The sequence below is a fragment of the Mycobacterium sp. NGS22 genome (assembly GCF_059813095.1).
In genome coordinates, this window is the sequence record NZ_JCALDY010000001.1 from 26,264 (window position 1) to 52,917 (window position 26,654).

Below are 26,654 nucleotides of genomic sequence, written 5' to 3' on the forward strand. Positions count from 1 at the left end.
GCACAATCAACGACGAAAGGATCCAACATGTCTGACGCTGACGTTCATTACGACCCGGCGGCCTTGACGCAATACGAGGAAGCGCACGGCGTGATCCAGCAAGCCGGCAGTTTGGCACAAGAAATCAACCATGTGTTCCAGACCCAGATACCGCAGGTATTCGCGGCGGGTGCCTCAGCCTCCATCTCCGAGCACCATCGGATCATCAACGAAAAGTTCGAGGACGTGCATCAGCAGCTCATCAAGTTGCTTGCCGAGACCGCGCCGGGTGAACTCCACGACATGTTCAGCCTGGACCAGCGGTTGAGCAACATCTAGCCGGGGGGCGTCGGCCGCCGAGCCGCACTCGTTCCGCGACGGCCGGCGTCAACGAAGGCGTGGGATAGGGCCTGTCGGCATCAACCGTTTTCGCCTGAGCAGAAGGGATCGCCATGAGTGGTGACAATCCGCCGTCGATCGAGCAATTGCGCGGCTATGCCGACCAAGTCCGGCAGCAGTCACCCGACCAACTGCTCGTCGAGGTGGGTGAAGTTGGTTTGGCCGACTGGAAGAGGGCTATCGACAGGGTCGTCGAAGATCTCCGGCAAGCGCACGGGTTGGTAGCCGCCAATCACGTCGATGTCGGCAACGTGAGTGCCGCATATGCCTCTGCACTACAAACGGCAAGCAATCTCAACGACTCGGGCAAAAGGGTTAAAGACAATATCCAAAGCGGCTTGGAGGTAGCGGTAGCAATCCAAGAAATAATTCAGTCAGCGTTCGACCGGATCAGGGTTCAATCTGGCCGCTGACGGCTGCGCATAAAATAAGCACAAAAATAAGAGAGTTAACGCATGTCGTGGACAGTCGGCAACGGAAACGACCCGTACGGACCAGATTTCGACAGCAATCCGGCGGTACTCACTCCGACTGGATTATTGCAGCCCCTTCCCTTACTGAAGCCTACTTCCCAGATCTTCGATATCGCCGGAAACATAAACGAGCTAAATGCCAGAGGTGGAACAGACGCCCGTAAACAGTACCGGCGCGTAGCTCTGGCGTATATTACGACGTTCGTAGAGGGCAGAGACGGAATAATAGGAGCCAATAGCGACGTAGCGCCAAACCAGCATGGTAAATGGAGCGACGCCGGCACCGCTGTGCAGAGAGCGGCAAGTGAGTTGGCGCCCATCATCGATGGGAACGACCAGATGCAGGGAGCCACTGCCAATGCCATCCGTAACAGGGTGAAGGACCTTCTGCGCAGTCTTCAGCATTCAGCCAGCGGCGCGCAGCGGATGGGTTTTCTCGTCGATATGTTCTCCCAGGATATGAGCCGGACCCAAGAGTGGTTCGTGAGTCGGGATGGTCGTTTCGACACCCACGACCAACAGACGGTCGACTCGTTGAATTGGGCCACCCAAGTGACGATCCGAGATTCGTATAACCCGCCGATCGACATGATCGGCTACAACCATCCCGATCTGCCGCCGGCACCGACCGTTCCGACCATGCCGTCGGGGACGCCGACCCCCATGCCGGCGGGAGGTGCGCCGGGGGTGCCCGGAACCGGGCTACCTGGCGGCGGCCTGGGTATACCCACGCTGCCGGGCGAATCGACTCTTCCGTCGGCGGCTTATCCGGGCTCGGCGAGTCCGGCAAACGGCGGACTCAACGGGATCGGTGACGCCGCCGGGAATGCGGCACAACAGGCGGGACAGGGAGTGCAGCAGGCTGCGCAACAGGGGGCCAACGCTGGGCAGCAGGGCGCCGCCGCCGCGCAGCAAGCGCTGAGCGAAGCACTCAAACAGAAGAACGCCAAGCTGCCCGAAGGTGCGCTGAGCCTAGGACCCAACGGCCTCACCGGCGCAGGCAAGTCCGGAGGCTCCGGCGGCGCCAAGTCAGGTGGGTCGGGAGGAGCGGGAAGGCCGGGGCTCATGACCGCCAAACCGGCCGCCGATCTGGCCGCGGGAAGCAAGACCGCAGCCCCTGCATCCCGCGCAGGTGTCAGCAGCGGTACCTCCGGGGCACCCGGTGCCGGCGCCCCGGTCGCGGGCCCTCGAGGCGGCGGAGCCGACAAAGTGCACAAGGTAAGCAAGGCGCTTCACCACAACAAGCACGGGATGATCAGCGAGGGCGATGCCGTCGTGCAGGTCGTCGGCGAAGACGCCACGGAACCCGTTCCGGACAAAAAGAACTGAGTCGCACCACCGTATTCTCCGAAGGCGTGGACCGGGCGTCGCTCAATCAATTAGGGATGATCCAAGTTGTCGGCGTGGATGCACTCAGCGAAGCCCATGGCCGCGAATTCATGCCACATCCCCTTGCGCACACCCGTTCGTCGCCGTTCGCCGATCTCGATGAATACACCGCCTACGCCACCGACGTCGTCGACCGCGTCATGCACGGGGATCTGGTCGGATTCAGACAGTGGTTCACCACCTACGTCAATGCTGACCTGCGAGTGGAATGCACGGTCGATACGCCGACTGCGCGCCGGGAGCGGATCGTCGCGCACCGCTTGGACCAGTACGGTTTCCTGGCGGCGCAGCAATCCGATGAGGATGTGGTCGACGTCTACACCTTGCCGCCATACGAACTTGGCGCGGCGATCACCGCGTGCTCTCCCCTGACCAGGCCAGGGAAGCATCCGAAGGTCACCATCCCCGACCTCGGGGGTAGGCGCACCGACGACGCCGGGGCCGACATAGTGGTTCAGCAGCAGGTCGGCTTGCCCGCTGAGGTGTCGCTGTCACGTGCCGACGTGGCGATGTTCGCTCGGATACAAAGCCGCTGGCAGCCGCCCCGTGAGCACGGATTCGATCGCAGCAAAAAAGCTGTGGTGTGGGTGCAGATCAACGACGACGGCGACTACATCTATGGACCGGGATTCACGCACTTGACGCCGATGAGCCCCCGCACGCTCATTAGACGGATAGATGAACTGATCGCCGAAGATGTGGCCGCGATACGGCAGGCTCGGGATCTGTCTCACTAGTCCCGGTCAGCCAGGGGCCCGCAGTCCGATGACAGCGTCTTCGGTCATTTCAATGAGCGCGGTCCCGGCCTTGGCGAGGGAAGGGGACGGATCGCCGGAGATCTCCCAAAGGGTCTGACAGGTCGACGGATCAACCGCGACAAATTTGCGGCGCGACGACGCCTCGTCAATGTCAACGATCCTGGTAATGATGGTGGCGCCATCAGATCCGACGTAGGGTTCGCCGAGTTCCATGTCGCAGACCGGGCCGCTTTGTCCGGTAAGCAGGTCCCATCCCTGCCACCGATTGATGCCGCCGACATAGAGTTTTGTGTCGATCGTCTGGTAGCCGTTGCCCGACGTGGGCAGTTGGGTGACGAGTTTGCCTGCGGCAGTGTAGATCCGCAGACCGCCGCCACCGAGAACACTCGGCATGACCAGGTTCGGCTGCGGTCGGATCGCATCTGGTATCACAGCGATCTGGTGACCGGCAGTGTCATACAGCGCTACACCGGCGTTGCCATCGCGGGAAGTTCTGAACTCGTAAGCGAATCCACCGATGTACGCCTCGGCGTAACCCAGGCTGAGACCCTGCGGCGGAGTCGGGGTCAGATCGACGCCATCCAGGGAAAACATTCGTATGCCCTGCCCCAGCAAAGAATCGGCGGCCTGCATGCCGATAGTCAGAGGTGCCGAATCCGTGGTCTGATAATTGTTGAATTCATTTATCTCGCCGCTGCCCGGCAGGAACCAGGTCGGTTCGGCATGATCCCCAACCCCGTAGACACCTTTGCCTTTGGCGGCAGCAACCAACCGCGTCTCTCCGTGCCGGCTGCCGATCGCCCTCAGCCGAGGCTCGCCGGGACTGTTGTAGCTGTGCACCTGCGGGGGGCCGGTGAACTTCACCGCGCCGCGATCGACGTCGATGACCCACACCCGCTCCCGGCCCAGACAGTAGCGGGCCTGTTCGCAGTCGGGGTTGATGCACACCGCGGTGGACGGGCCATTGAGGGCGCAGTCGTCAGTCTTGCCGTAGAACCCGTTCAGCGCGATGGGCGGGAACGCCAGCTCCCCTTTGCGGGTGTCGACTCCGTAGACCCACCCCATCGGATTCAAACACCGCGGTTTCTCGCAATAGGAAGCCACGAGGAAGGCTTTGTCGCCGACCGCGGCGAAGAGATCGCCGATCTTGGCCTCGGGGGGCAATCCGATCTGCGCAGCGCTGAGCTGCCAGGCCGGCACCGGCTGGCGGTTCAGCGGAAATCCGATCAGCCGATCCTTCGGGGTGCCGATCGGCGCCTCCGCGGGAGCATCGCTGCCCTTAGCGGAAGCCGTGTCGTGACCACCCGTCTGCCACCACACCACGGCGCCGACGCCGGTGACGATGACCACGGCGACGACCGCCGCCACCCACCACCACCGCCGGTCGCCGCCGCCGGTCGCCGAACCCGAGGACTCGCCTCTGCTTGGTTGCACCCACCGAAACCCGTCCGGCGCACCCGGTTCCGTCACCAAATCCCCCTCACGGCACCGGCGCCGAACCGATCGCGCAGACCCGCAACTCGCCGTCGGCAACTTTCAACACAAACACCATGCTCTGATTCGCCAGATGGGTATTGAGGCCCCACACCGGCCCGCGCCGATTCAACGCACCCGTGGCGACCACTCGCATTTCCCGCCCATCAGGCTTGCCCGCCTTGATGGCTTCGATCTCGCGGCCCACCATGCCCGGTGGGTCAGGGCACGACAATTCCTTCAGGTTGGCCAGGTGCCGTTCGTTGCGTTCCCGCACCCACACCCGCACCGTGTTGATCGCGACCACCCGCGCCTGCTCGTCCGTCATGGACTCGTCGGCCGCCATCGGCCGTAAGGTGATGTCGCTCTTGGGTTTTCGTTCGACGATCGCGACCACCAATACCGCTGCGGCCACCAGGGCAGCCGCCCCCCACAGCCACACCGCCAACCGGTGCCGGCGCCCGGCCGCCCGTGAGCGCTGGTCGACGTCGTCGTGATCCATGAGTCGCGACTCAGCTCCGCGCCATGGACACGTCGCATACCTTCAGCGCACCGCCCTCATCGCCGAGCGTGAAGTTGTCGTCGAAGAACCCGCCTTCCTCCTGGACCGCCTGCACTTCCTGCTGCTGTGTTTCGTTCAGCGGGCGGACCCGGACCGCGACCGTCACCCAGACGCGCGATCCTTCGTCGCGGAACTCGGTGACGGCATCGGGGAACACCAGGCCCTGACGCTGGCCGAATTCTTGGAGAGAGGCGAACCACCTCTGCACCGACGGCGCCGGTTCAGCACAAGCCAATTCGCGCATCGTCGCGACATCGGCGTGATTTTCGGCGTCGACCCAGCGGGCAATCACGTCGGCGGCTTCCTGTTGGCGGGCCGGGCGCGGCGGCAGTGGAATGAGCCCCGCGCGCGGTGGCGGATCTTCCGCCCGCCCCGTCACGTATACGACGGCCGCTGCGCCGAAACAACCCAACGTGACGGCAGCCAACACCGGCACCGGCCACCGTCGCGGTCGGCGCGAACCCGTAACGGACACAACGGGTTCAGTGCGTACCGACAGCGTCCGGTCGCTGTCGCAGTCGATGATCATCCGCCGCCAGGACTCTCCCGTCGAGGCGGCCCTGCGCTGATGCTCGGCCAGCAAGTCGATCACCCGCGGCGGGACCTCCACCGGATGTGATTCGCCGGCACCGCCCGTGGCGGTGGCCAGCGCGATGACCGGGAGCGCGGCGGGTTCGACCTCGGCGTGCAGGCAGCGCCATCCCGTCGGTAGCTGCGCCAACAACAGCCGCACCGCATCCTCGACCAACCCGCGCTCGTCCCCCGCCCCCGCTACGTCGGCGTCCATGCTCACCGGGCAAGCCTAATCCGGCCGCATCCGGCAAATTCCTGCGTGAATTACCCGCGCCAGGTGATGCCAGAATGGTTCGAGGTTGCCGTCGGCGGGCAGGAGGGAACCGGATGGGACTGTTTGACGGAATTTTCGACGGGGAGGCCACCGGCGATCCCGAGATCGACGAGATGTTGGCCGGTTTGCAGAAGTTGCAGTCCGCGGCAGCCGAATCCGCGCAGCGGGTTGCGGTCGAGACCGCCGACGCCACGTCTCCCAACGGTCTGGCTCGGATTTGGGTGAACGCGCGCAACGTGGTGATCCAGGCTGAATTCGACGAACGGCGCTTCGCTGAGGCCACGCCGGCTGAAGTGGCCGACGCGGTGGTGCGAGCCGCCCAGGCTGCGGCGGCGAAGGTGCAGGAGAAGACCGAGGCACTGCAGGCGGGTCTGTTTCAACAGGCCTCGGCTTTGGGGGCTTTCGGATCCTCGGAGCTACGGCCGCTCGACGAGCTTCCGCAGTACCAACAACTCAATCCGACGGTGCCGCTGTCGGCGCCCGATTCGCCCGAACGCCGCGCCGCCGTCGCGAAGTTGGCTGCGGGATCGCAGGAAGACGACCGCGACGACGGGGAATGGCACGTGAGAGTTTCAGACCGGGGTTGACTGGCCAAATGACCGATCCTAGGGACACCGACCCGTTGAGGTACGCCGCGGACGCACTTGCCGACTCCGGCATCCCCGTGGTCGTCGACGAGCAGCCCGCTACCGACCAAGACCCAAAAGTGTTGGTGGAGCGGACCGTACAAGCGCTGGCGGGATTGGCGCCGGCGGGCTGGACGATGTTGCACGGCGCGTTCAGCATGGCCGGCGGCGAAGAGATCGCACAGGTGCTGGCCGAAACACCAGACGGCAATGTCAGGATCCCGGTCGCCGCCAGTGCGCTGGAACCGATCCGGGTGCACCGCGCGGTCACCGCCGGGTCGGCAGGTCCCTGGCTGCGGTTGTTGTTCGAATGTGACAACACCGGCACGCTGCGGATCGGTTTCGACTACGGGGACAACCAATTACCACCCGATCAGCTACTTTCCAGCGACGCGTATTCGCGGGATCTTCAGCAATATCCGCGAGCCGACCTGCCGCTGTGGTTGCTGGCGCATATCGGTAACGAGGGTCAGCAGATGCGCAGCGCCGCCGAGGCTCGCAACAGCGCGACTGTCGGCTTCGGCGACGTCGCTCTGGCCGACGACGAGATCCCGCCGCTGCCGTTGTTGTGGGCGCGGATCGCGGTCCTGGCCGCGATCTGTCGCGGTTCGGGAGCGACGGTCGGCCCGCGCACCGACCCCTCGTTCCAAGCCCACACCGGCGACGCCGGCGGCTGCATCCTGGCTCGTCTGCCGGGCGATCGGGCGGTGCTGTCCGGCGGGCGCAACGACTCCCGGCTGCTCTCGGCGGCCTATCAGGGCGCGATCACCTGGCCGGACCTGTACCGAGGTGCCCCGACCTGGCTGCACAACCTCTATCTGGATCCGCGAGCGGCATCGGGGATGCTGTCGTTCTGCTATTGGTGGCACGCGGGGCACTGGCATCGGGCCGAGCTTCCCGAGGCCGCCGCGCTGGCCGGGGTTGAACCGCCGTGGACAGCGACCGAAGAGATCGTGCGCGGAGTCCCCGGAGTCTGGTCGGTGAACAGCACCGCGAGTCTGATCACTCGGGTGTTGGGACGCATCGGCGTGCAGTTCACTGAGGCAACCGCGCAGGCGCCCGCGCGGTTGGTGCGTGCCGGCGAGGCCGGGATCTGCACGGAGCGGCATCTCGGCGAACTGTTCGCCCACCAAGTGCCGCCGGGTTTCGACATGGCTGAGGCGCTGGCCCAGCTCGACGCGGCCGATGTGCTGCTTCCGTCGTTCCCGCCGATCGATCAGGCCACCGCCACCGCGCTGGTGCGCGACTACTGCCGTGACCACGGCTTCACCACGCGCGGCTACCCGGTCGACCAGCTGCGCGCTGTCCGCATCGACGGCGGTTGGGACCTGTATGTGCCGGTGGCGCCCGGTGAGATCCAGATCGATGCGACGATCTTCCTGGTCGCGGACGACGCGGTGGTCGAGCCGACGACGATGCACGACCCGGAGAAGATGTTCTTCGACTTCGCGTCCCGTTTCGCGAGCCGGGTCCGCGGCCAGCGCTGAAATATCCGTTGGCCCGTCCGCCGTAAGCTCAGCGGGTGCCGAAGCCCTGGAATGAATACGGGTTCGCCGAATGGTCGTGGGCGCAGTTGCGGTCGGGTTTCGGGCATGCCCACGAAGAGCCGGTGCCGGTGGTCGATCTGCCCGGCTGCGCCGACGGCTCGGTGTCCAGCCGGCGGTGGTTGACCTGGCAGCAGGCCAACGCGGTCAGCGCGTTCGGGGTGTTGTTCATCCGGGAGATCGTTGCGGCGCTGGCCGACGAGGGCATCCGACCGGTCCATTCCTGGCTTGCCCAGGAGCCGGGAGTGATGCCGTGGGGCGGGCGCAAACGCCTGTTCATCAGCGCGACCGACTCCAACGGCGTGTATCTGAGCAGTGCGGTGGCGGTTCCGCGCGACGCGGTGGATTCCTGGCTGCTTGCCGAACGGATCCTGCCGAAGGTGAACGCCCCGTATCCGGTTCCGGAGTTGCATCCGGCCTGGCGGCCCCGTTATCTGGCCGGGCCGTACGGCTCACGGATTTCGCTGCAGGTGCCGGAACGGCCGCACGCGTCGAACACGGCCAAAATCGTGGTCACCAGCGCCACTTATTTCCGGCGCTACCTCGAGGCCGGCCACGACTGGCCCGGCACCGTCGGGTCCCGGCACTGGCCGCTGGATCCGGCCGACGAGCGCGGGCCGATCGTGTACGACGAGGAGCCCGGCCGGCGCCGCATACCGCGTGACGCGGTTCCCGCAGCCGCGCGGCGAACGCTCGCCGAGGTACAGAACTGGGGCGCGTTTCTCGGTTTCACGGTCGGTCCGGCGACCGACGGCGACTGGCAGCCGGGCGAAGGCCGGTCTGGCGACGCCGGCTACGAGGGTTACGAAATGACAGCGCCGGTGACGTTGGACGCTGGCGAGGAGCAGCTCTGGCAACGCGCCCGGCCTTACGTCGGCTTGGTCACGGTGACCAAGGGCGAGCAGCCAGGACGGGCTCGCGTCGACGTCCATGTCCGGGATGGCTTGATGGCCACGATCACCGATCCCGGAAGCGTCGGCAATTTCGAACTGCGCATCTACAGCGGCTATTACCCACGCGTCTGACGGCCGAATTCCGTGCGATTTATTGCCGGGACGGTGCCTTACGATGACGATTCAGGAATGTGAACTGTCGAGGGGGCTGTGGTGAGCACATTCGATTTCCACGAGCCGGCGGCGCGTGCAGCGGCCAGAGGCTGGCAGGAGGCGGCCGAAACATTGAGGTCGGTGGCCGATGCGGCGGCGCAGATCACCGACAGGCCGTGGGGTGGCGGCGAAATCGGTGACGCATTCAACCAACATTTCGAGCCCGACCGCCGAGAAGTCCAACAGCAGGCGAGTGATTACCAGACGACAGTGGGGTCCGTCGAACCGGTCTTGACCCAAGCGGCCAACGTCATCAGCGAGCAAAGCCGCAACCTGACCTGATGAGGGTCTAGGTCGAACGTTGTGACGCGCTTTCATGCGTGGCCGGCGCGGGGCGTCTGAACCATGGGGATGGAATGTCCTTCGGCACTGCGCTGGCTGCTGGAACAAATTGTCGGCGTGGAGTGGCCCGGCGGTGACGAAGACGCCTGCCGCGCCCAAGCCGAGCAGTGGAGCCAGCTGGCCCAGAGACTGCGGCAGCTCAGTCCGGACATCGACGGTGCCCGCAACAAGGCGCTCGAAGGCTTCGGTTCGGGTGAATTCCACGACTACCTGACTGCGCACCTCAACCATATCCCGGGTGGGATGGACGCGCTGATCGCCAACTTCAAAGACATGGAAGGTCGGTTGCGTCACGTCGCGGACGAAATCAAGACGGCCAAAGAGGCTTTTGTCATCGCGCTGACCGCGTTGGCCGCCTCGGTGGTGATCTCGTTCTTCCTGACTCCGGCCGTCAGCGCCGCCGCGGCCGGGGTCGCCCGGGCAGCGATCTGGCTCGCGATCCGAACGGCCGTCGGCAAAATCGTGGCGAGAGCAGCAGCCACGGTATTGACCAAACTGGCCACGAAACCGCTGACGCAGGCCGTTGTCAACGCAACGGTCAGGACGGGCCTGGTGGTCGGAGAGGGCGCCGTGGTCGGCGCCGGGAGTATGGCCACCTACGACGCCACGGCACAGGGGTTGGAGATCGCGGCCGGTAATCGGCAGGGATTCGATCTGAATCAGCTGGGCAGGTCGACTTTGTCGGGAGCAATTATGGGTGGCGTCGGGGCGCCGGTCGCTCGGATGACGCATGGCGCGCTGGGGCGCATCGCGGCTCCGATGGGTGCCGCCGTCGGGCCGGTCGGCTCGCGCGTGCTCACCGGCGCGGGGTATGCCGTGGAAGGATTTGCCGCAAACGCGAGTGGGATGGCGGCCGCGCAATATTTCGAACAGGGGAAAGTCGACCTCTCCCACGTTTTGCAGTCCAGTGCCGCCTTCAGCGCGCTGGACCCGGCCATGCGTTCAGCGGGAGCAAGGATCGACTCGTTCGTCCGCGACCGCATCGGCGCGGCGCCGCTGCACGATATCGCCGCGCCGGCCCTCGACCGGCAAGGCCTGCAGTCACTTCCGGGGCACGACTCGCAGCCCGCACCCGCACAGATGTCGGTGCGCGCGGATCCGGTCGCCGACCGCGGTATCGACCCGGGTGTCCGTACGAACTTTGACGGCGCGCCGCCGCGATCGGACCCGACCAGCCATCCCGCGGTGCCAGCTGATCCCGCACCCGCAGTGCAGCCGCACGGCGGCACCGACGCGACAGGGACGCGACCGCCGGCACCCGACACTCGCGCGGCAGAGCCTTCCGCAGCCGGTCCCCGGTCTGAGCCGGCGTCACCGCGCGGCGCCTCCTTGTCTTCGAACCCAACCTCGGTAGGCGCCTCGGCGAGTGGGCACAACGGCCTTCCCGTGGCCCACGTCGCCGAGTCCCGCGCCACCGTGCCCACCGCGGACCCGAGTACGGCTCGCTCCCCCGGCGAGGCCGGCGCCCCGCGGTCGGCAGACCCAGCGGTGACCCGCGGAGCCGGCGACTCGCTGCGGCCGGCCCACCACGATTCGGCCGCTCCACCCGAGACCCGCGCACCCCAGCAGTCGTCGGCCGGAGACGGGGTCGGTGGTGAACGCCCGGGCGCGCGACCGGTCGACGACCCCCGCATCGGTGCACCGGCGGATCCGTCCCGGCCCGGGCCCGAGCGGCTGGACAAGGCCGGCGCGCCCGAGTCCGGTAGCTGGCTTGACGCCGATCATCCTGTCCCACAAGAGGTTTCGTCCTGGAACTCGTCGCGCCCCGAGGACGTCGCGCGCACGATCGAGTACCTCAAAGGCGACTCCGCCGACGCGTTGGCCCCGCTGGAGAAGAACAGCAAAGCTTGGACGCAGGCCATCCATGAACAGAATGCTCAACGGCTGCAACGCTGGAATGACCTCGACCCGGCGATGCGCGAGGCGATCGTCGCTCACGAGATGCAGCCGGGCCGTCACAGCGAACTCGGTGACCTCAAGGGCGGCCTGCCGCCGGACGTGCATGCGAAGTTGGTCGAGCACAACCTGCTGGAGCGCTTTGCGCAGCAACATCCGGAATGCCGTCCGGAGACGATTCGCGACTGGGCCCAGAAGATGGATGCGCATCTGCGCGATCCCGAGAACCACCCGCGGCCGAGATTGCAGGACTTCGAGAACCTGCCGGATACCAGCCGGCGCGCAATGCCAGCTGAGGCTGTGCGCGCCCTTCGGGTGGACGCCGAAACGCGGGCGGTGGACCGCATCTGGCACGAACGGTACGACCCGGAACCGGGCGCCGGGCCGAGGCACCTGTTGCGGTTCAACCCGCGCGAGTTCGGCGGCGACGGCGAGGTCGTCATGGCCATCGGCGACTTGCGCGCGCCCAGCGACATCGCGGTCTACACACCCGGGATCCGGAGCACAGCCCTGACCTTCGACGGCATCGTGAAAGACGCCGAGAACCTGCACATCCGGGCGACGGAGCTCAAACCGGACGCGCCCCGGCTGACGGTGGCCTATCTGGGTTACGACGCCCCCTCCGGGATGCGCATCCTCGGGCAGACCATCACTCCGTCCTTCGCCGAAGCCGGTGGGCACCGGCTCGCTCACGATGTCGCCGCGTTGCACGCTTCCTTCGGCAGCAATCCCACTATCCATCTGATCGGGCACTCCTACGGATCGACGACCACAGCGTTCGCCGGCACGGGCGGTCGGCTGGGCGATTACGTCCACTCGGTGACCCTGGCCGGATCGCCGGGCGCCGGGCCACTGGCGCATGCGCGTGACTTCGGCATCGGAGAGCGGGTCTATGTCGCATCCTCCAGCCGCGACATCGTCACGAAATTCGGCAGCTCACCGCAGCGCGGCTATCCGATATACGGCAGGATCGCGGACCTACCGATCCACGGCGGCCCGCTGCACCAGTTCGGCCGGATTCCGGTGCTCGGCCCGGTGTTCGAGGGGGCCGGCCGGGCATTGGACCGGATCAGCTTGGCGCTCAACAGTTTCGCGAATCCGGCGGCGGGACAGATCCTCGGCCGGTTCGGGTTGGGCATCGATCCTGCCGACCCGCTCTGGGGAGGGGTGCGGGTACGGGCGGAATTCCAGGCACCCGAGCTGCCGGGCGCCATCAGCTCGCACACCAACATGTTCGCCTCCGAGGTAATCGGCCCGGACGGCAGACCCGTGTCCTTGCGCGAAGATCCCCACGTCCGGGTCAGCGAGTCACTGGACAACCTCGGCAAGATCGTCACCAACAACGCCGACAAGCTCACCCTGGAAGCGCCCCACGACCCGCAGCACCGGTTCACCGGCGATCCGGCGGCGTCACGGCCTGCTGAACCGGCGACCGGGTACCCGGGTCCCGGCGAATGCGTGCGCCAGGGTGCCGAGTGGTTCTCCCAACACCACCCGGACGCCCGGATCGGCGAGATCGGCGACCACAACGGACGGGGTGTGCCGTCGGCGGAATTGGAAAGAGCGCTCGGCGGCTTGCTCCGCGACGCGACCACCGCAGACATCAATGACGCTCTGCGGCAGAGAAAGTCGGTGTGGGTCGTCGACTATTACGACCTTGCCGCCCTGCCCCCCGGGCACCCCGGTGCGCACCTGACCATCGTCGAGCCCCATCCCGACGGGGTGCGGGTATTCGACAACGGTGCCGTGACCGTCGTGCCGCACCTGCCCGAGGACGCAAGCGTGGCCGGACGCAAGATCGTCACGTTCAATCCGGACGGAACGCCGACGCACCCCTTCGAGCGCACACCGCACGCGGAGCCGAACTTCCGCATCGAGTCTGCTGACGCGATCGGGCAACGACTTCCCGACCACGACGGTGTCTTCCCGGACCTCGATCCGCGCCTTGATGGGGAGGCCGCACCCCCCGATGTACTCCCCGCGCGACCGGACCCGGTCGATGCGGTCATGCCGGTGCTGGAGCGTTACGGAGTCAGCCTCGATGACTTCATGGCGATGCAGGAACGTGCGGCGGTGGTGGGCCGCGACGAACTGGTCGCCACGTTCAGCACCGAACATCTGCAAATGATGTACGAGGCGCGGATGGCCCATCCCCATCCGGGGCCCTCGGACGTGATCCAGAAGGTGATCGGCGAATCGGCGGTGAAATCGATTCTGGACCAGGTCGCGAATCCGGGTTCGGAGTATGGCGGCGGCGGGCCGTACAAGGCCGATGATGCCGGTGGTTGTGTGTCGGTGGCGTCGGATACCGCCGGGTTGCGCACGCCGTCGGATCTGTTGCGCGGGCTGCGGCTGGACTACGGAGAGTGGTCGCCGTACGAGGTGTTCACCACTACCGATCACGCTTACGTGATCGAGGGGCGCGTCAACAAGGATGGTGAGTTTTTTGTGCCGAACGGACGGATCACGACGCACCTCGGCATCGTTGATCCGCACACTAAGGATCTTCGTGGCGGCGATCCCCCGCACACCGGCACTGGCTATACAGGTTTCGGACATGGTCTCAACCCCGAATACCAACTGATCGACGGGAAATGGCAGCCCGGAGCGGAATTGATCCGGATCGACCCGGACGGGTCAAAGCACACAGTTGCGCGGCTCCAGGAATTCGGGGGCGAACCGACTTGGGTGTCGGCCAAAGAACTCGGTGACCATGGTGTGGACGGCTGGCCTCCGCATAGGGGCGGCGAGTGGGTGTTCCCGGATTCCCCGCAACATGGCACGCATCCGGACCCGCCGGACGGATCTGTTGGGCCGGTGCACCGTGGCGGCGAGTCCGACGGTGATCCGCCTGCTACCGGCCCGCCGATCGAGCCCGGCAGGGATCCTGCGGTCGCAGCCCGGATGTTCGAAGATTCGGTGTTACGTACCGAGGCCGGCGTGGCCTTCTTCGACCCAACAGATGCCACCATGCGCTCGGCCGCCGGGGACGTGCCCGCTATTGCCGGCGAATTCACCATCGACGTGCACGGGGATGCACACGCAGTAGCGGTCCGGGACGGCGCTGGTGTCGAGCATCGGATGTCGGCGCGCCAATTCGCCGACGTAGTGCGGACCGAAACCGGCTGGGACGGGCAGACACCGATCCGGCTGCTGTCGTGCGACACCGGTGCTGGCACGCACCCCTTCGCCGCTGACCTGGCCCGTGAACTTGGTGTGCCCGTAACGGCTCCCGACCGCCCGGTGTGGACGTTCCCCGATGGGCGGGAACCGGTGCTGACCGGTTTCGAACGCGGCCCGAATGGCGAACTGACACCGCGCATTCCGCCCGACGGTCAGTGGAACCGATTTGTACCCGACGGGTCGGTCACCGACCATCCGCTGGGCGACCGCAACGCGGACCTACCCCGCCGACTGCGTGGAGATGTCGGCGTCGAACACGGTCTCACACGCCATCACGAATCCAGCCGCCAAGGGGAGAGCGAAGGTTCACCCCCTCACCATCCTCGGGACACCCAGTCCGACAAGAGCAATCAGGCGGCACAGACCGTCGACGGAGATCATCAGCCCGAGGAGTCCCCGGAAACCCCTCCCGTCCCACCAGCTCCAGCGATGTCCGGACCGAGCGCCACCGACATCCGGGGCGTACTCGACCAACTGCCCGAGGGATCGCGAGAGGGTATCCGCCTGGTGCGCTCCCTCGATGGCCTGGAGCAACTCGTGACGTGGATGACTCAGGGCGGTACCGAGGGCCGCAACCGTTATGGAGACCCAGCCAAGGGCACGTGGACTGAACTCCCCGACGGCAGCAAAGTCGGCGAACGCCGCGCGGCGGGCTCGACGGGCAAGCCGGCGCTCGACATTGATCTGCACGGCCCCACCGGCACCGAACATTGGAAGGTGCATATCAATCGCGAGTTGGGCGCCGAGCCGAACGTTCCTGGGCCGAAAACGGCACGGGGCGACGCCGAGCCCGCCGATTGTGCGCCGTCGACCGCAACCGGACCTGCGGGGCGGCAAACACAGTGGCAGGAGATCGAGGGCCGTGGCGGTTGACTTGCGTCGCAGCAGGTCGCTGAGGATCGTCGGGGAAACCGGCGCGAAGTCTGCGAGCACTGAAATGGTGGCAGGCGAGCACGATGGGAGCACGAAGCAATGACCGAACCGGCGGCGACGCCACAAGCCCTGCTACGCGGCGACATCCTGGCACTCGGCCAGGCGGACTGGGTATCGATGGCGGACGTGCGTGGCCAACTCGACCGCCGCGGGCTCCCGGCCGCACCGGCCGAGCGGCAGCAACTGATGCTGACCACTATCCGCTCGTTACTTGAAGACGGCCTGGTAGAACTCGGTGATATCCCGGGACCAGACGACTCTGGGTTCCTGGTATGGCCGGGCGGGCTGGACTCGGTGATGCAGCAGCTGGCCGACCGGATCGTCGGCCAATGGGCGGACCCGGACGCCTGGGAATATCAGACGTGGTTGAACCTCACTCCGGCCGGCAGGAAGGCAGCGGGACTACGCCCTCGTGAAGGAACCCGCGCACTGTCGGTATGGCGGCCCGAACCGGGCAGCCCCTCCGGCATCGCCCCCGACGAGTCGCGACCCCGGCTGTCCGCACAGGACGCGCTGCGCGTCGCCGACTACCTCGACGCCGGAGCGGTGGTGGCCCGCACCACCGCCCGGATTCCTGATCCGTGGTCGGACAACACCGCAGCACAGGTGCCCCTGACCCAACGCACCGACGGGATTTGGCGCTGGGACGACGCCGTCACCTACTTCGTGCGCCACTACCACCTCAGTCCGGGAACACAGTTCCTCGACTATCTGCGGGAACAGGACTTCGCACCTCGCCAGGTCACGGCCGCGCAAGTCAGCGCCGTCACCGACGAAGTATTCGGCAGCCCTGCTGCCCCCACACCACAGCACCCGCTACGTCTGGACGGCACACAGTTGCTGCCCCGCGATCTGTACTGCAACTACCAGGGGCGAATATTCCGCTGCGATATCAATGCCTCGCGGGTCAAATTGATCGTCTCCCCGGGACAATCGATCCCACCCGGATTCGAGCCCAAGGATTCGAGCCGCTCCTTCGTACAGTCCACTGCCTACAAGGCGATACCGGAATCGGAAGTGGATGCGTTCTACAAGGTAATCACCGCGTGCTCTTACAAAGGCAACCCGTACTCAATCCGGCGGATCGACGGACCAACGCTACGACTGAGCCTCGACGGCGGTCGCCGGCAAAATGCCGAGGCGCCCGAACCGCCCGCTCCGACACGCGACGAGCTGGGGCATTTCCCCAACGTTGAAATACTCGGCCCCGGCGATATCTGGGCGACCATCGACATCCTCGAAGCCGCCCGGCTGACCATGGCCGTCGTGCCCTACCACCTGGTGGACGGCTCGCTGAAGCCGGTGCGCGACCTCACCGGCGCCGGCTACGCCGTCCCCACCGCCGACGAGATCTTCTACTTCCCGTCCCCGGCTGAGAGCCCCTATCTGCCCCCCGCACAGGCACTAACCATCGTCGGTGACTATCTGAGCGTCCACGACCCGTCCTACCCCGCCGCAGATCTTCGCCCCACGCGGTTGCGCGACGGCTGGCAAATGACCACAACCCAACCCGTCGACACCCACTACTACGTCGCCGACGACAACCACATCCTCACCGCACCCGCCACCGCACCCACCGCACAAGTCAGCAGTCAGCTTTCCGCACAATTCCGCCAACGCCACCCCGCCGTCGACCCACCACCCGCACACGACACCGGGACCGACATCTTCGACTAGGCCTGCCGGATGAGTGTCCTCAAAGGGGCTGGTGCTTAAACCTTTTCGCGGGCGCCGCGCAACCGTCCGAAGTTCTCCGACACCGACCCGGCCAGTTCCAGGTACGCCTGCCTGGTCGCAGGGCGCAGCCGGTCGAAGTCGACGTCGGCACCCTCGGCCAGGTGCGGGTCGAACGGTATCAAATGAATTGAGCGGCAGCGCGTTTGAAAATGCTCGTACACCTTGTCCAGCTTGAGTGCCGCCGATCCGGGCCGAGAAGCACTGAGCACCACGTGGGCTTCCCGAACCAGGCCCGAATGTCCGTGCTGCATCAGCCAATCCAACGTGGCCGAGGCGCTGCGCGCGGCGTCGATGGCCGGTGAGCTGACCAGCACGATAGTGTGCGCCAAGTCCAACACCGCCGACATCGCCGAATGCATGATGCCGGTTCCGCAGTCGGTCAGGATGATGTTGTAGAAATGCCGAAGGATGTCGACGGTACGCCGATAGTCGTCCGCGCCGAAGATCTCCGAAACAGCCGGATCCTGTTCGCTGGCAAGCACTTCCAGTCGACTGGTGGCCATCAAGGTGTGGTTTCGGACGTCGGCGTAGCGGTTGATGTCAGGATCCGCGAGCAGGTCGCGCACGGTCGAGCGGGTCGAGACGTCGCCGACTCGTTCGCCCAGCGTGCCGCGGTCGGGATTGGCGTCCACGGCGATAACCCGGTCATGTCGCACCGTCGCCAAGGCCGAACCCAACCCAAATGTGGTGGTGGTCTTACCCACTCCGCCCTTGATCGACAACACCGCAATGCGGAAGTCACCGACGATCGGCTGCCGGATCTCGGCCAGCAGATGCTCGTGCCGACGCTCCTTGCGGGACGCTCCGGGGTTGAGATGTCCCGCGGTCGCCTTGTGCACCGCACGCCGCCAGCCCGACGGCGGCGCGAACCGGTCCAGGTTGGCCACCTCGGCCTCGTCGATGGGCGGCGGCACCTGGAACGGCTGATAGTTCGGAGGCGGGCCCAGTGGGGCCGGCGGCGCTCCGGGACGCGGCGGTCGGTTGGCCGGTGACTGCTGCGTGCGGGGTACGCGCCGCCCGGGCGGCGGTCCGGGCCACCACGGCGGAGGCGGGAACGGCCCCGGCGGGGGTGGTGGCGGCGGGGGGAACGGCGGTGCGCCACCGCGCCGCACCCGCGGACCGGCCGGTCCGAGCTGGGTCGGGGAGGCGGGCGGCGGTTGCTGGGGAGCCCCATGGGTGTCTTCGGTCCCCGGCAGCGTGCCCGGACCCGCCACCTGTCGCGGTGGCACCGTCGGGCCACGAAGCTCCGGCGACGATTCTTGTGCGTGGTCCGACTCCGGTCCGGTCTGAGCGGTCGGCTCGGCAAGTTGATGCTGACCGACCGGCTCCGCCGACGTGGCCACATCATCCAGCAGGTCGTTCCATCGCCACTCCTTGGGCTCCGCGACGGTCGCGCCGTGGCCGGCGGCCTGCACGTGGTCCACTGCGGACGGCTCATGGACTTCGGTGAGCCAATCATCTTGAGGCGCCGCAACTTCGGTTACCTCGACGTCGGTCGACAGCCAATCTTCGACAACGACGTCCGGCTGCGGGTCGACTGCCTCTTCGATCTCGGGGTCTCGCGCCGTCTGCGCTACCTGTGCCCGCTTGGCCTGCATCTGTTCGAGGAGCGCCGCCGCCCTCGATTCGATCTCGTCGAGTTCGCCCGCTGTGGCCTCGTCAGCTGTCGGCCGGTCGGGCGCCGAAGACTCCGGACTCGAACCAGGTGGCTCGGGTTCAACCAGCGATTCGGGGGCTGCCTCGCGCGCAAAAACTGTCTGAGTCGAAACATCAACGGAAGGTTCAGCTTCCGCCGGATTTTCCGGCTCAGACTCGGGTCTCGGCGACGCGGGGCCGGGCGCCGCGTGCCTCGAAAGCTCGGACGCGGCCGGGAGATTGGACGCTTGGAAGGCCGGGGAGTCGGGTGGATCGGCTATCCGCGCTTCCACAGAATGCCGACCCGACGCACCTGACTGGGGCGCCGCCACGTCGGCGTCGTCCGCGACCGGCGGCGTGGGTAAGCCGGAATCCTCCTCGGCGCCGAAACGGTTCCGTCGGACCGAGACCCGCGCGGGCCGCGGCGGTACAACGTCTTCGGGGTCTGGCGGCGGCGCGGCATGCGGTTCGGTACGTGAAACCGGGTCCGGTTCCTGTTCGCGAACAGGTTCCTTGGGTTTGCGCCGCGTGCGGGACCTGGTGGACTGCTCGCCGTCGTCGTCCTGTTTGCCACGGCCGGGGGGAACACGCCGCTGCTGCGTCGTTTCACCGGTCAGCCAGGGAGGCTGCGCCAGTGACCCACGCTCTTCGGCCGCCGGCTTCTGCTTCGGCGTTCGGTCAGCCACTGTCGTCCCCCCTTTCCATTTGGTGAATACGCGACACGCCGTAGTCAATCGTACGTAGCGTCAAACGGTTAATTCTCAGTTGGACGCTGCCAGACATCCGCGCGACGCACGAACCGCGATGCCGGCCGATGACATGCCTAATGCACCGCGTCGACCGGTTCGGGATCCGTCCGTGCTTCGCGACGTCGGCGGGCCACTGCCAGCGCGCACGCCACCCCGGCCAACGCCACCGCGCCTGCGGTGACCGACAGCACGATGATCTGGGCGCGGTGACTGCCCGGGTCGCGCGGTGGCCGACCGGCGATGGGTGTCGCCCGTTCGGGATTGGGCAGTTGGCCGGACGCGGGAAGACGGTAGGTCAGCGCCGCGACCGGGTCGATCACCCCGTAGCCGGTGGCTTCGTTGGGACCCGCGCCGGGCGTATGCGCGGTGCGTTTGATCAGATCGATCACCTGAGCGGCGCTCAGTTCGGGGTAGCGGGACCGGATCAGGGCCGCCACCCCGGAGACGAACGGCGCGGCGAAACTCGTGCCGTTGATCGGCGACAGACCCTGCTGGCCCAAGACCGCGTTGATCAGTCCGGGCCCGTTGGAGTCCAGCGACTCGATCCTTTCGCCCGGCGCCGCGACGCCCACCCACGGCCCGCGCAGGCTGAAATCGGCGGGTTCACCCGACGTCGTCAACGCCCCGACGGTCAACACGTAGTCGCTGAACCATGCCGGGCTGGCGATGGTCCGCACCGAATCCCAACCGCTGCGCAGCGGCATGTTCGGGTCAGGCATCGCGTTCTGGGTCTTGCAGAGTCCCTGATTGCTGAAGTTGCCGGCCGCGGCCACCACCACCACGTTGCGCTCGAAGGCATACCGAACCGCGCGCCCCAGCGCCGCGTCGTCGAGACCGCCGCCGACCGGGGTGCAGGCCACCTCGGATAGATTGATCACGGTGGCGCCCAGGTTGACCGCGCGGGTGACGGCGTACGCCAGAGTCAGGGTGTTGCCGTATCCCGGCGACGTGGCGTTGGGATCGTTGGTCTGCGCTGAGCCGCCCTCTTTCGGGCCGTACACGGTGCTGTTCTGCCGGATCGAGAGGATGGTCGCCTCGGGTGCCACCCCCGCGAAGCCGTCGGCGGGGCTGGGCTGGGCGGCGATGATCCCGGCCACCAGCGTTCCGTGGGCGTCGCAATCCTGCAGGCCGTCGGTGTTCGAGACGTAGTCGCCGCCCCCCTGCAGCAGCGGCAATCGCGGGTGCCGGTTGACGCCGGTGTCGATCACGGCGACCGTCTGTCCCGCACCACGTGAGAACCGCCACGCGGCGGTGAAGTCGAGCATCGCCTCGGCGCCGGGCTGGAGGCTGAAATCCGATTGCGGCAAGACCCCGGTCGGCACACCGCAGATCGCTTTGAGTTCCGTCGTCTCGGGCGGCCCGAGCGGCCCGTCAGGCGGCGGCCCCGGTTGCACCACGGGCGGCTGTATCGCCTGGGCAACCGCGGGATTCATTGCCGAGAGCACCAGCAAAGCGCCCAGCACCGCGCCGACGCGCTTCATCAGAAGCCCAGCCGCTGGTAGAGGCCCACCACCCACAGCGCCAGCGGGATCAGCGATGCAACCGCCAGGTACTGCAGATAAGCGAGCAATGTCGTCGTTCGAGACGGCGACCCGTCACCAGACACCCGCAACCCGGCCAACGCGGCACCGATCGCCACCGCCAGCAGCACGCCGAGGGCGACCACCGGCATCGGCGGCGGCCCGTGCTGCGCGGTTTCGCCGGTGACCACCAGGATCGTGACGGCCGGCACCGCCAGCGCGGCGCGTTCGACCCAGGTGCGGAAGGTCCTGCCGTGCAAGGCCAGCACCAACGCAGCGGCTAACCCGAACGCGACCGCCGGCCAGTCCACCGGCGCAGCGTGCAGCAACAACGTCACATACACGGCGGCGGCGCCGGCCAATCCGGTCAGCAACCCCGCGCGCGTGATGGCCGCCGACTTCGCCTTGGTCCACACCGCTTCGGCCGTCGGCATCGTCGTTTCCGAATCGCCACCGTCGACCGGTGTCGACGGTTCGAACGGATTCTTGAAATCCCAGTCCTCCCGGCTGGTTTCGACGGCAACCCGCGGTGTCGGAAATCTGCTCAACCGCGCCGTCAACCGCTGCACGACCAGGCAGGCCAGCACCGCCGCCACCGTCGCCGTCACAAAGACGACCTCGGCGCGCGCATGCAGGCCCCGGGCCATCAGGCCGGCACCGACCAGCCCGAACAACAGGGCACTGGCCAGATACGCCCAGCGTCCCGTTCCGACCACCCGGTAATAGACGACGGACAGCACCAGCACCGCGCCGCAGGCGCCGGCCAACCCGTACGAGCCGAACCGCCCCAACACCGCAAACGCGATGCCGGCCGTGATCGGGATCGCCGCCCACCCGAGTGCGGCGGCCACATCGTCGAGTCCGTAGGAGCGGTGCGCCAGGGCCGCACCGCCGACCAGCGTCAACGCCACCGTCCCGGCCAGGGCCACGAGCACATAGTGGTTGGCCGCGTCGGGTCGTCCGACCACGCAATAGGTGACGGCAAGGGCGGCGAGGTGGACTCCGGCGAACGCCATCCAGCGCGCCGATGCCGCGCTCCAGGCCGCGTGGGCCGACTTGTTCAGCCGTCCGACCGCGTCCACCACGTCGTCGTAGCGGACGGGCGGCGACAAGGCCCGCTGCGAGCTGAGTCGCAGCAGTTCGCCGTTCGTCACGCCGGCCTCGCGCAGCGTGCGGTCCGGCGCCAGGACCGATTCGCCGTCGAGTCGGCTGAGGACCCAGAAGTTCCGGCGCTCATCCTTGGCCGTGCCTGCACCGTCCTGCTCGGTGTCCCGGGAATCGACCAGGCGCGCCAGTTCCGGGACGAAGCCCGACAGCGGGACATCCAGCGGAAGTGCGATATCCAGTTGCGTGTGTCCTCCGAACACCGAGACCCGGACGTGTTCGGGTGCAGCCGATATCACGCGGAACTGTCTGAGTTCGCTGACGCCGGTCACAGCTCGGGCATTCTGGCCAGTTGGATGATGCCGCTTTCGACGGTCCGCGAGACCAGCATCCCGCGTCCCGGTGGCAGTTCGGTGGGCTTGTAGCCGAACAGTGAACCTTCGTCTTTGGTGCCGCTCATCACCAACGCGTTGCACGACAGGTCTTTGAGCCGACCGATGAACTGGTCCATCATGGCGCGCCCGGCGCCACCGATGCGGCGCGCTACGACGACTCGAAGGCCGATATCGCGTGCCTGCGGCAGGAATTCGACCAGCGGGCTCAGCGGGCTGCTCATCGATCCGGTCGCCACGAGGTCGTAGTCGTCGATCATCACGAAGATGTCCGGTCCCGACCACCACGATCGTTCCTTGAGCTGCTGCTGGGTGATGTCGGTGGGCGGCAACCGATCTCGCAAACTGGCGGCGAGCGCGGTCAGCAACTCGGTGCACGACTGTGACGCCGTGGCATATCCCCCCAGATAGTCATTGTCCACCACGCCCAACATCGAGCGGCGGTAGTCGATCAGGATGATCTTGCACTGATCGGCCGTCGCGTTCTCCATCAGCCCGGTGGCGATGTTGCGCAGCAGACCGGTCTTGCCGCATTCCGCCTCGCCGAACACGACCAGATGCGGCTGGGTATCGAAATCCAGTACCACGGGCCGCAATTCGGATTCGTTGATGCCGATGGCCACGCGTGCCCGACTCAGCATCCGGGCCGATCCCGCCGCTCGTACCACCGCGTCACGATCCACGTTGTGCGGCAGCATGCGCACCCGGGGCGCCTGTCGCCTGCCGTAGTGCGCGCGCATCGCGTTGACCGAGGCCGCGACACCTTCGGGCAGATCCTCGACCCCCGAACTGGAATCCAGCCGAGGTAGCGCGATCAGGATCTGCAGCCGCTCGTGACTGATGCCCCGGCCCGGCCGGCCGACCGGGATCAGCTCGTTGAATTTGCGTCCCACGTCGCTGTCCAATGAATCGCCCAGCTTCAGCTCGACCCTGGTACCCAGCATGTCCTTGACCGCAGCACGCACCTCCATCCAGCGCGACGCCGAGATGACCAGATGCACACCATACGAAAGCCCCTGAATGGCAAGGGAATTCAAAGTCGGCTCGAGCATCTCGAAGTCGCTGCGGATGGACGCCCAGCCATCGATCACCAAGAACAGGTCACCGAACTTGTCCTGACTCAACGGATCCTGCGCGGCGACCTCGGGTGGCAGCGTCGCCAGATGCGCCTTGCGGGCGCGGAAGTCACGCATCGACTCGATGCCCAGATCCCGGAACCGGACTTCGCGGGCCCGCAGCACCCCGGCGACCTCGGCCACGGTGCGCCGGATACCGTCGGCGTCCATCCGGCCCGCCACCCCGCCCACGTGCGGCAGATTGACCAGGCTGGTCAACGTCCCGCCGCCGAAGTCCAGGCAGAAGAACTGCACCTGCTCGGGGGTGTGGGTCGCGGCCGCCGACATGATCAGCGTGCGCAGCGTGGTCGACTTGCCCGACTGGGGACCACCGACCACGGCCACGTTGCCCTGCGCTCCGGACAAATCGACCATCAGCACGTCGCGGCGCTGGTCGTAGGGCCGGTCCACCACCCCCATCGGCAGCCACAGCCTGCCGTCGAGATTCTCCGGCGCCGGCCAATTCGCGTTCGGCAGTAGCAGATTCACCGCCGGGCTCTCGTCGAGCGGGGGCAACCACACCTCGTGGGCCGGTCGGCCGTGTCCCCGAAGGCGCGACACCACGACATCGAGCAATGTGGTCTTGGTCGGGGAGGAGATCGGAGCGGACGAAGCACCGGGCTCCGCGTCCGGTCCGGGCACCGGACCGACCGACACGGCGTCCTTCTTGACCGGCGTGGCGGTGAACAATTTGGGCGCCAGCGCCCCCAGTTGGCGCCCTCTGCCGCTCTGCGCGGTCCGTCGGGGACGCACGTACTCTCCGGACACATAGCAGGTGTTGAACCGGATCGGCTCGGAGGCATCGCATTTCAGGAAGGCCGAGCCGGGAACGCTGGGCAGGTGGTAAGCGTCTGGAACACCGAGCACGCTGCGCGACTCACCGGCCGAGAAAGTCTTCAAGCCGATGCGGTAGGACAGGTGGGACTCCAGCCCGCGGATCTTGCCTTCCTCGAGACGCTGCGACGCCAGCAGCAGGTGCACATGCAGCGACCGGCCCAATCGGCCGATCATCACGAACAGTTCAGCGAAATCGGGTTTCTGCGAAAGTAATTCGGAGAACTCATCGACGATGATGAACAGCGCAGGCAGTGGGTCGAGTTCGGCGCCGTTGGCCCGGGCGCGTTCGTATTCGTTGACGTTGGGGAAGTTGCCGGCCGCGCGCAGCAGCTCCTGCCGGCGGTTCAGCTCACCGGCCAATGCGTCGCGCATCCGGTCGACCAGGACCAGCTCGTCCTCGAGGTTGGTGATGATCGCCGCGATGTGCGGCACCCCCTCCAGTCCGAGAAACGTTGCGCCACCTTTGAAGTCGACCAACACCATGTTCAGCACCTCGGGTGAGTGCGAGGTGATCATCGACAACACCAGCGTGCGCAGGAATTCCGACTTCCCCGAGCCGGTGGCCCCGATGCACAATCCGTGCGGGCCCATGCCCGATTCGGCGGACTCTTTGATGTCGAGTTCGAGCGGCTGACCGTTGGGTGTGTAGCCGATCGGGACCCGTAACCGTTCCCGCGGCGAGCGTCGGCGCCACACCTGCTCGGGCACGATCTCGGCGGCGTCGGAGATTTTCAGCAGCGACATCAGTCCCGGATCGGTGGCCCGCGCGTCGGCTTCCAGGTTGACGATGTGCGCGGCGCTGGCCAGCCGGTAGCGGCCGATGCGGCGCGCGGTCGCCTCAGCCTCGGCGACGGTGATGGTGTCGGGTGTGGCGAAGCGCTCGACACCGACAGCGGTGCGGGCACCCACGTGCTCACCGTCGGAGTCGCTCTCCACCACCAGCGCCAACCCTCGTCGGTTGGCGGGCGCCGCAGAAGCGTTGAGATCCAACAACACCACGCTGTCCAGACCGGCGTCGGTGACCAGCCGCTCGGTTCCGGTGATGTAGCCGTCGTCGATGACGACCACCAGTTGTTTGAGACCCTTGGTCGGCTCGGCGTTGCGGGTGAACCGTCCCCGCTCGCCCAGGTCGGTGGCCAGCGAACGTTCCAGCAGCTCCAGACTCGGAAACAGCATGCGCAGCGGTCCCATGCCGTCGCGGGCGGTGGCATGCTGGGCGTGCGGCAACCATTTGGCCCAGCTCCAGTTCTCGCTGTCGGGGTTGGCGGTCACCACCGCGACCTGGACCTGGTCGGGACCGTGGAACGCACACAACTCCAGCACCATCGACCGCACCAGTTGGCGGGCCAACTTCCGGTCGCCCTCGAAGGTGATGGCGGGAAACGCCCGCAGCGACACCGCGGTGGGCAGGGCGTGCACCACGGAATGGGTTTTGACGAACCGCCGCAACGCCACCGTCGACACCGGCTCCAGGTCCTCCGGCGGGCCGGTCTCGGGCGCCAGCAACCGGGTGGCCAACCGGTGGGTGCCGATGCCCACCCGCACATGGCACCAGTCGTTGTCGGTGGTTCGGCGCTCCCACATCCGACGGCTGCCCACCACATCGGCCAGCGCCCGCGGGTCCGGATGGCTCCACTCCAGCGCGGTGCGTTGCCCCTCGCCGGTCTCCTCGGCGTCGTCGCGCAGGTTGGCCAGGTAGCTGAAGTAGTCCTTGCGCTCCTCGTTGAGTTCGGCGGCCGCTTTGCCGCTACGACCGCCGCCGCCCATGAACATGCCGGCCATCGACATGATCATCATCATCGGGAAGATCAGGAACATCGGATTGCGGGCCAGATCCCGGCCTCCGACGGTCACCATCAGCGCGATCATCCCGACGACCGCGACGATCATCACGAACGGCAGCAACTTCATCAGGAGGTTGCCGGGGATCACCCGCGGCACCTCGGGCGGCGCCTGCAGATTCACTTCACCGCCCGGCATGCGCGGCGGCGACAGCCGCGTTCGGCGCACGAAACCCTGCGTACTCAAATAGTCATTCCCCGAAACTCGTGACAA

The 26,654-nt window shown here is 66.7% G+C and carries 16 protein-coding genes and 1 pseudogene; 10 read left to right on the plus strand and 7 right to left on the minus strand.

Annotated features, from left to right (window positions below; genetic code table 11):
* Positions 1–27: 27 nt before the first annotated feature.
* The 4 genes from AC5Y47_RS00145 (at position 28) to AC5Y47_RS00160 (ending at position 2,977) form a co-directional block, all read left to right on the plus strand.
* Positions 28–318, plus strand: coding sequence for a hypothetical protein (locus AC5Y47_RS00145; protein WP_499940884.1), 291 nt, complete (start codon positions 28–30; stop codon positions 316–318).
* A gap of 113 nt (positions 319–431) precedes the next feature.
* Complete coding sequence (locus AC5Y47_RS00150; protein ID WP_499940885.1) at positions 432–791, plus strand: hypothetical protein; 360 nt, start codon at positions 432–434, stop codon at positions 789–791.
* Between the two features lie 543 nt (positions 792–1,334).
* The gene (locus tag AC5Y47_RS00155; RefSeq protein ID WP_499940887.1) at positions 1,335–2,180 is read left to right on the plus strand and encodes a hypothetical protein; all 846 of its coding nucleotides are present in this window, start codon (positions 1,335–1,337) and stop codon (positions 2,178–2,180) included.
* A 56-nt stretch (positions 2,181–2,236) separates the two neighbouring features.
* On the plus strand, positions 2,237–2,977 hold the full coding sequence (locus AC5Y47_RS00160) for an ESX secretion-associated protein EspG (protein WP_499940888.1): 741 nt from the start codon (positions 2,237–2,239) through the stop codon (positions 2,975–2,977).
* 6 nt (positions 2,978–2,983) lie between these two features.
* On the opposite strand, the gene AC5Y47_RS00165 is transcribed toward AC5Y47_RS00160, so the two are convergent.
* The 3 genes from AC5Y47_RS00165 to AC5Y47_RS00175 all read right to left on the minus strand — a co-directional run bounded on the left by AC5Y47_RS00165 (position 2,984) and on the right by AC5Y47_RS00175 (position 5,826).
* Entirely contained in the window at positions 2,984–4,366 is a 1,383-nt protein-coding gene (locus AC5Y47_RS00165) for a 9-bladed beta-propeller domain-containing protein (RefSeq protein WP_499940890.1), read from the minus strand.
* 112 nt (positions 4,367–4,478) lie between these two features.
* Positions 4,479–4,973 (minus strand): hypothetical protein, encoded by a 495-nt coding sequence (locus AC5Y47_RS00170; protein ID WP_499940891.1) that lies wholly within the window; start codon positions 4,971–4,973, stop codon positions 4,479–4,481.
* Between the two features lie 10 nt (positions 4,974–4,983).
* Positions 4,984–5,826 carry a hypothetical protein gene (locus tag AC5Y47_RS00175; RefSeq protein ID WP_499940893.1) on the minus strand — a complete coding sequence of 281 codons (843 nt, stop codon included), beginning with the start codon at positions 5,824–5,826 and terminating at the stop codon, positions 4,984–4,986.
* A 107-nt stretch (positions 5,827–5,933) separates the two neighbouring features.
* Between AC5Y47_RS00175 and AC5Y47_RS00180 the strand changes: the two genes are divergently transcribed.
* The 6 genes from AC5Y47_RS00180 (at position 5,934) to AC5Y47_RS00205 (ending at position 17,187) form a co-directional block, all read left to right on the plus strand.
* Positions 5,934–6,467, plus strand: coding sequence for a YbaB/EbfC family nucleoid-associated protein (locus AC5Y47_RS00180; RefSeq protein ID WP_499940894.1), 534 nt, complete (start codon positions 5,934–5,936; stop codon positions 6,465–6,467).
* An 8-nt stretch (positions 6,468–6,475) separates the two neighbouring features.
* Positions 6,476–7,993 carry a hypothetical protein gene (locus AC5Y47_RS00185; protein ID WP_499940896.1) on the plus strand — a complete coding sequence of 506 codons (1,518 nt, stop codon included), beginning with the start codon at positions 6,476–6,478 and terminating at the stop codon, positions 7,991–7,993.
* A gap of 35 nt (positions 7,994–8,028) precedes the next feature.
* Positions 8,029–9,075 carry a hypothetical protein gene (locus AC5Y47_RS00190; RefSeq protein ID WP_499940897.1) on the plus strand — a complete coding sequence of 349 codons (1,047 nt, stop codon included), beginning with the start codon at positions 8,029–8,031 and terminating at the stop codon, positions 9,073–9,075.
* Between the two features lie 81 nt (positions 9,076–9,156).
* Entirely contained in the window at positions 9,157–9,438 is a 282-nt protein-coding gene (locus AC5Y47_RS00195; protein ID WP_499940899.1) for a hypothetical protein, read from the plus strand.
* A 69-nt stretch (positions 9,439–9,507) separates the two neighbouring features.
* Positions 9,508–15,450 (plus strand): DUF8616 domain-containing protein, encoded by a 5,943-nt coding sequence (locus AC5Y47_RS00200; RefSeq protein WP_499941377.1) that lies wholly within the window; start codon positions 9,508–9,510, stop codon positions 15,448–15,450.
* Between the two features lie 99 nt (positions 15,451–15,549).
* Positions 15,550–17,187: a hypothetical protein gene (locus tag AC5Y47_RS00205; protein ID WP_499940900.1), complete on the plus strand. Its 1,638-nt coding sequence runs from the start codon at positions 15,550–15,552 to the stop codon at positions 17,185–17,187.
* Between the two features lie 35 nt (positions 17,188–17,222).
* Here the strand turns inward: AC5Y47_RS00205 and AC5Y47_RS00210 are convergent.
* The 4 genes and pseudogenes from AC5Y47_RS00210 to eccCa form a co-directional block, all read right to left on the minus strand.
* Positions 17,223–18,632, minus strand: a pseudogene (locus AC5Y47_RS00210) (MinD/ParA family ATP-binding protein); the annotation flags it as partial.
* 1,073 nt (positions 18,633–19,705) lie between these two features.
* Positions 19,706–21,112 (minus strand): type VII secretion-associated serine protease mycosin, encoded by a 1,407-nt coding sequence (gene mycP, locus AC5Y47_RS00215; RefSeq protein WP_499940901.1) that lies wholly within the window; start codon positions 21,110–21,112, stop codon positions 19,706–19,708.
* Positions 21,112–22,587: a type VII secretion integral membrane protein EccD gene (eccD, locus tag AC5Y47_RS00220; protein ID WP_499940902.1), complete on the minus strand. Its 1,476-nt coding sequence runs from the start codon at positions 22,585–22,587 to the stop codon at positions 21,112–21,114. Before eccD ends, mycP begins: the two co-directional genes overlap by 1 nt.
* A complete protein-coding gene (gene eccCa, locus AC5Y47_RS00225; protein WP_499940904.1) occupies positions 22,584–26,627 on the minus strand; it encodes a type VII secretion protein EccCa in 4,044 nt (1,347 codons plus the stop codon). Before eccCa ends, eccD begins: the two co-directional genes overlap by 4 nt.
* Positions 26,628–26,654: the final 27 nt, after the last annotated feature.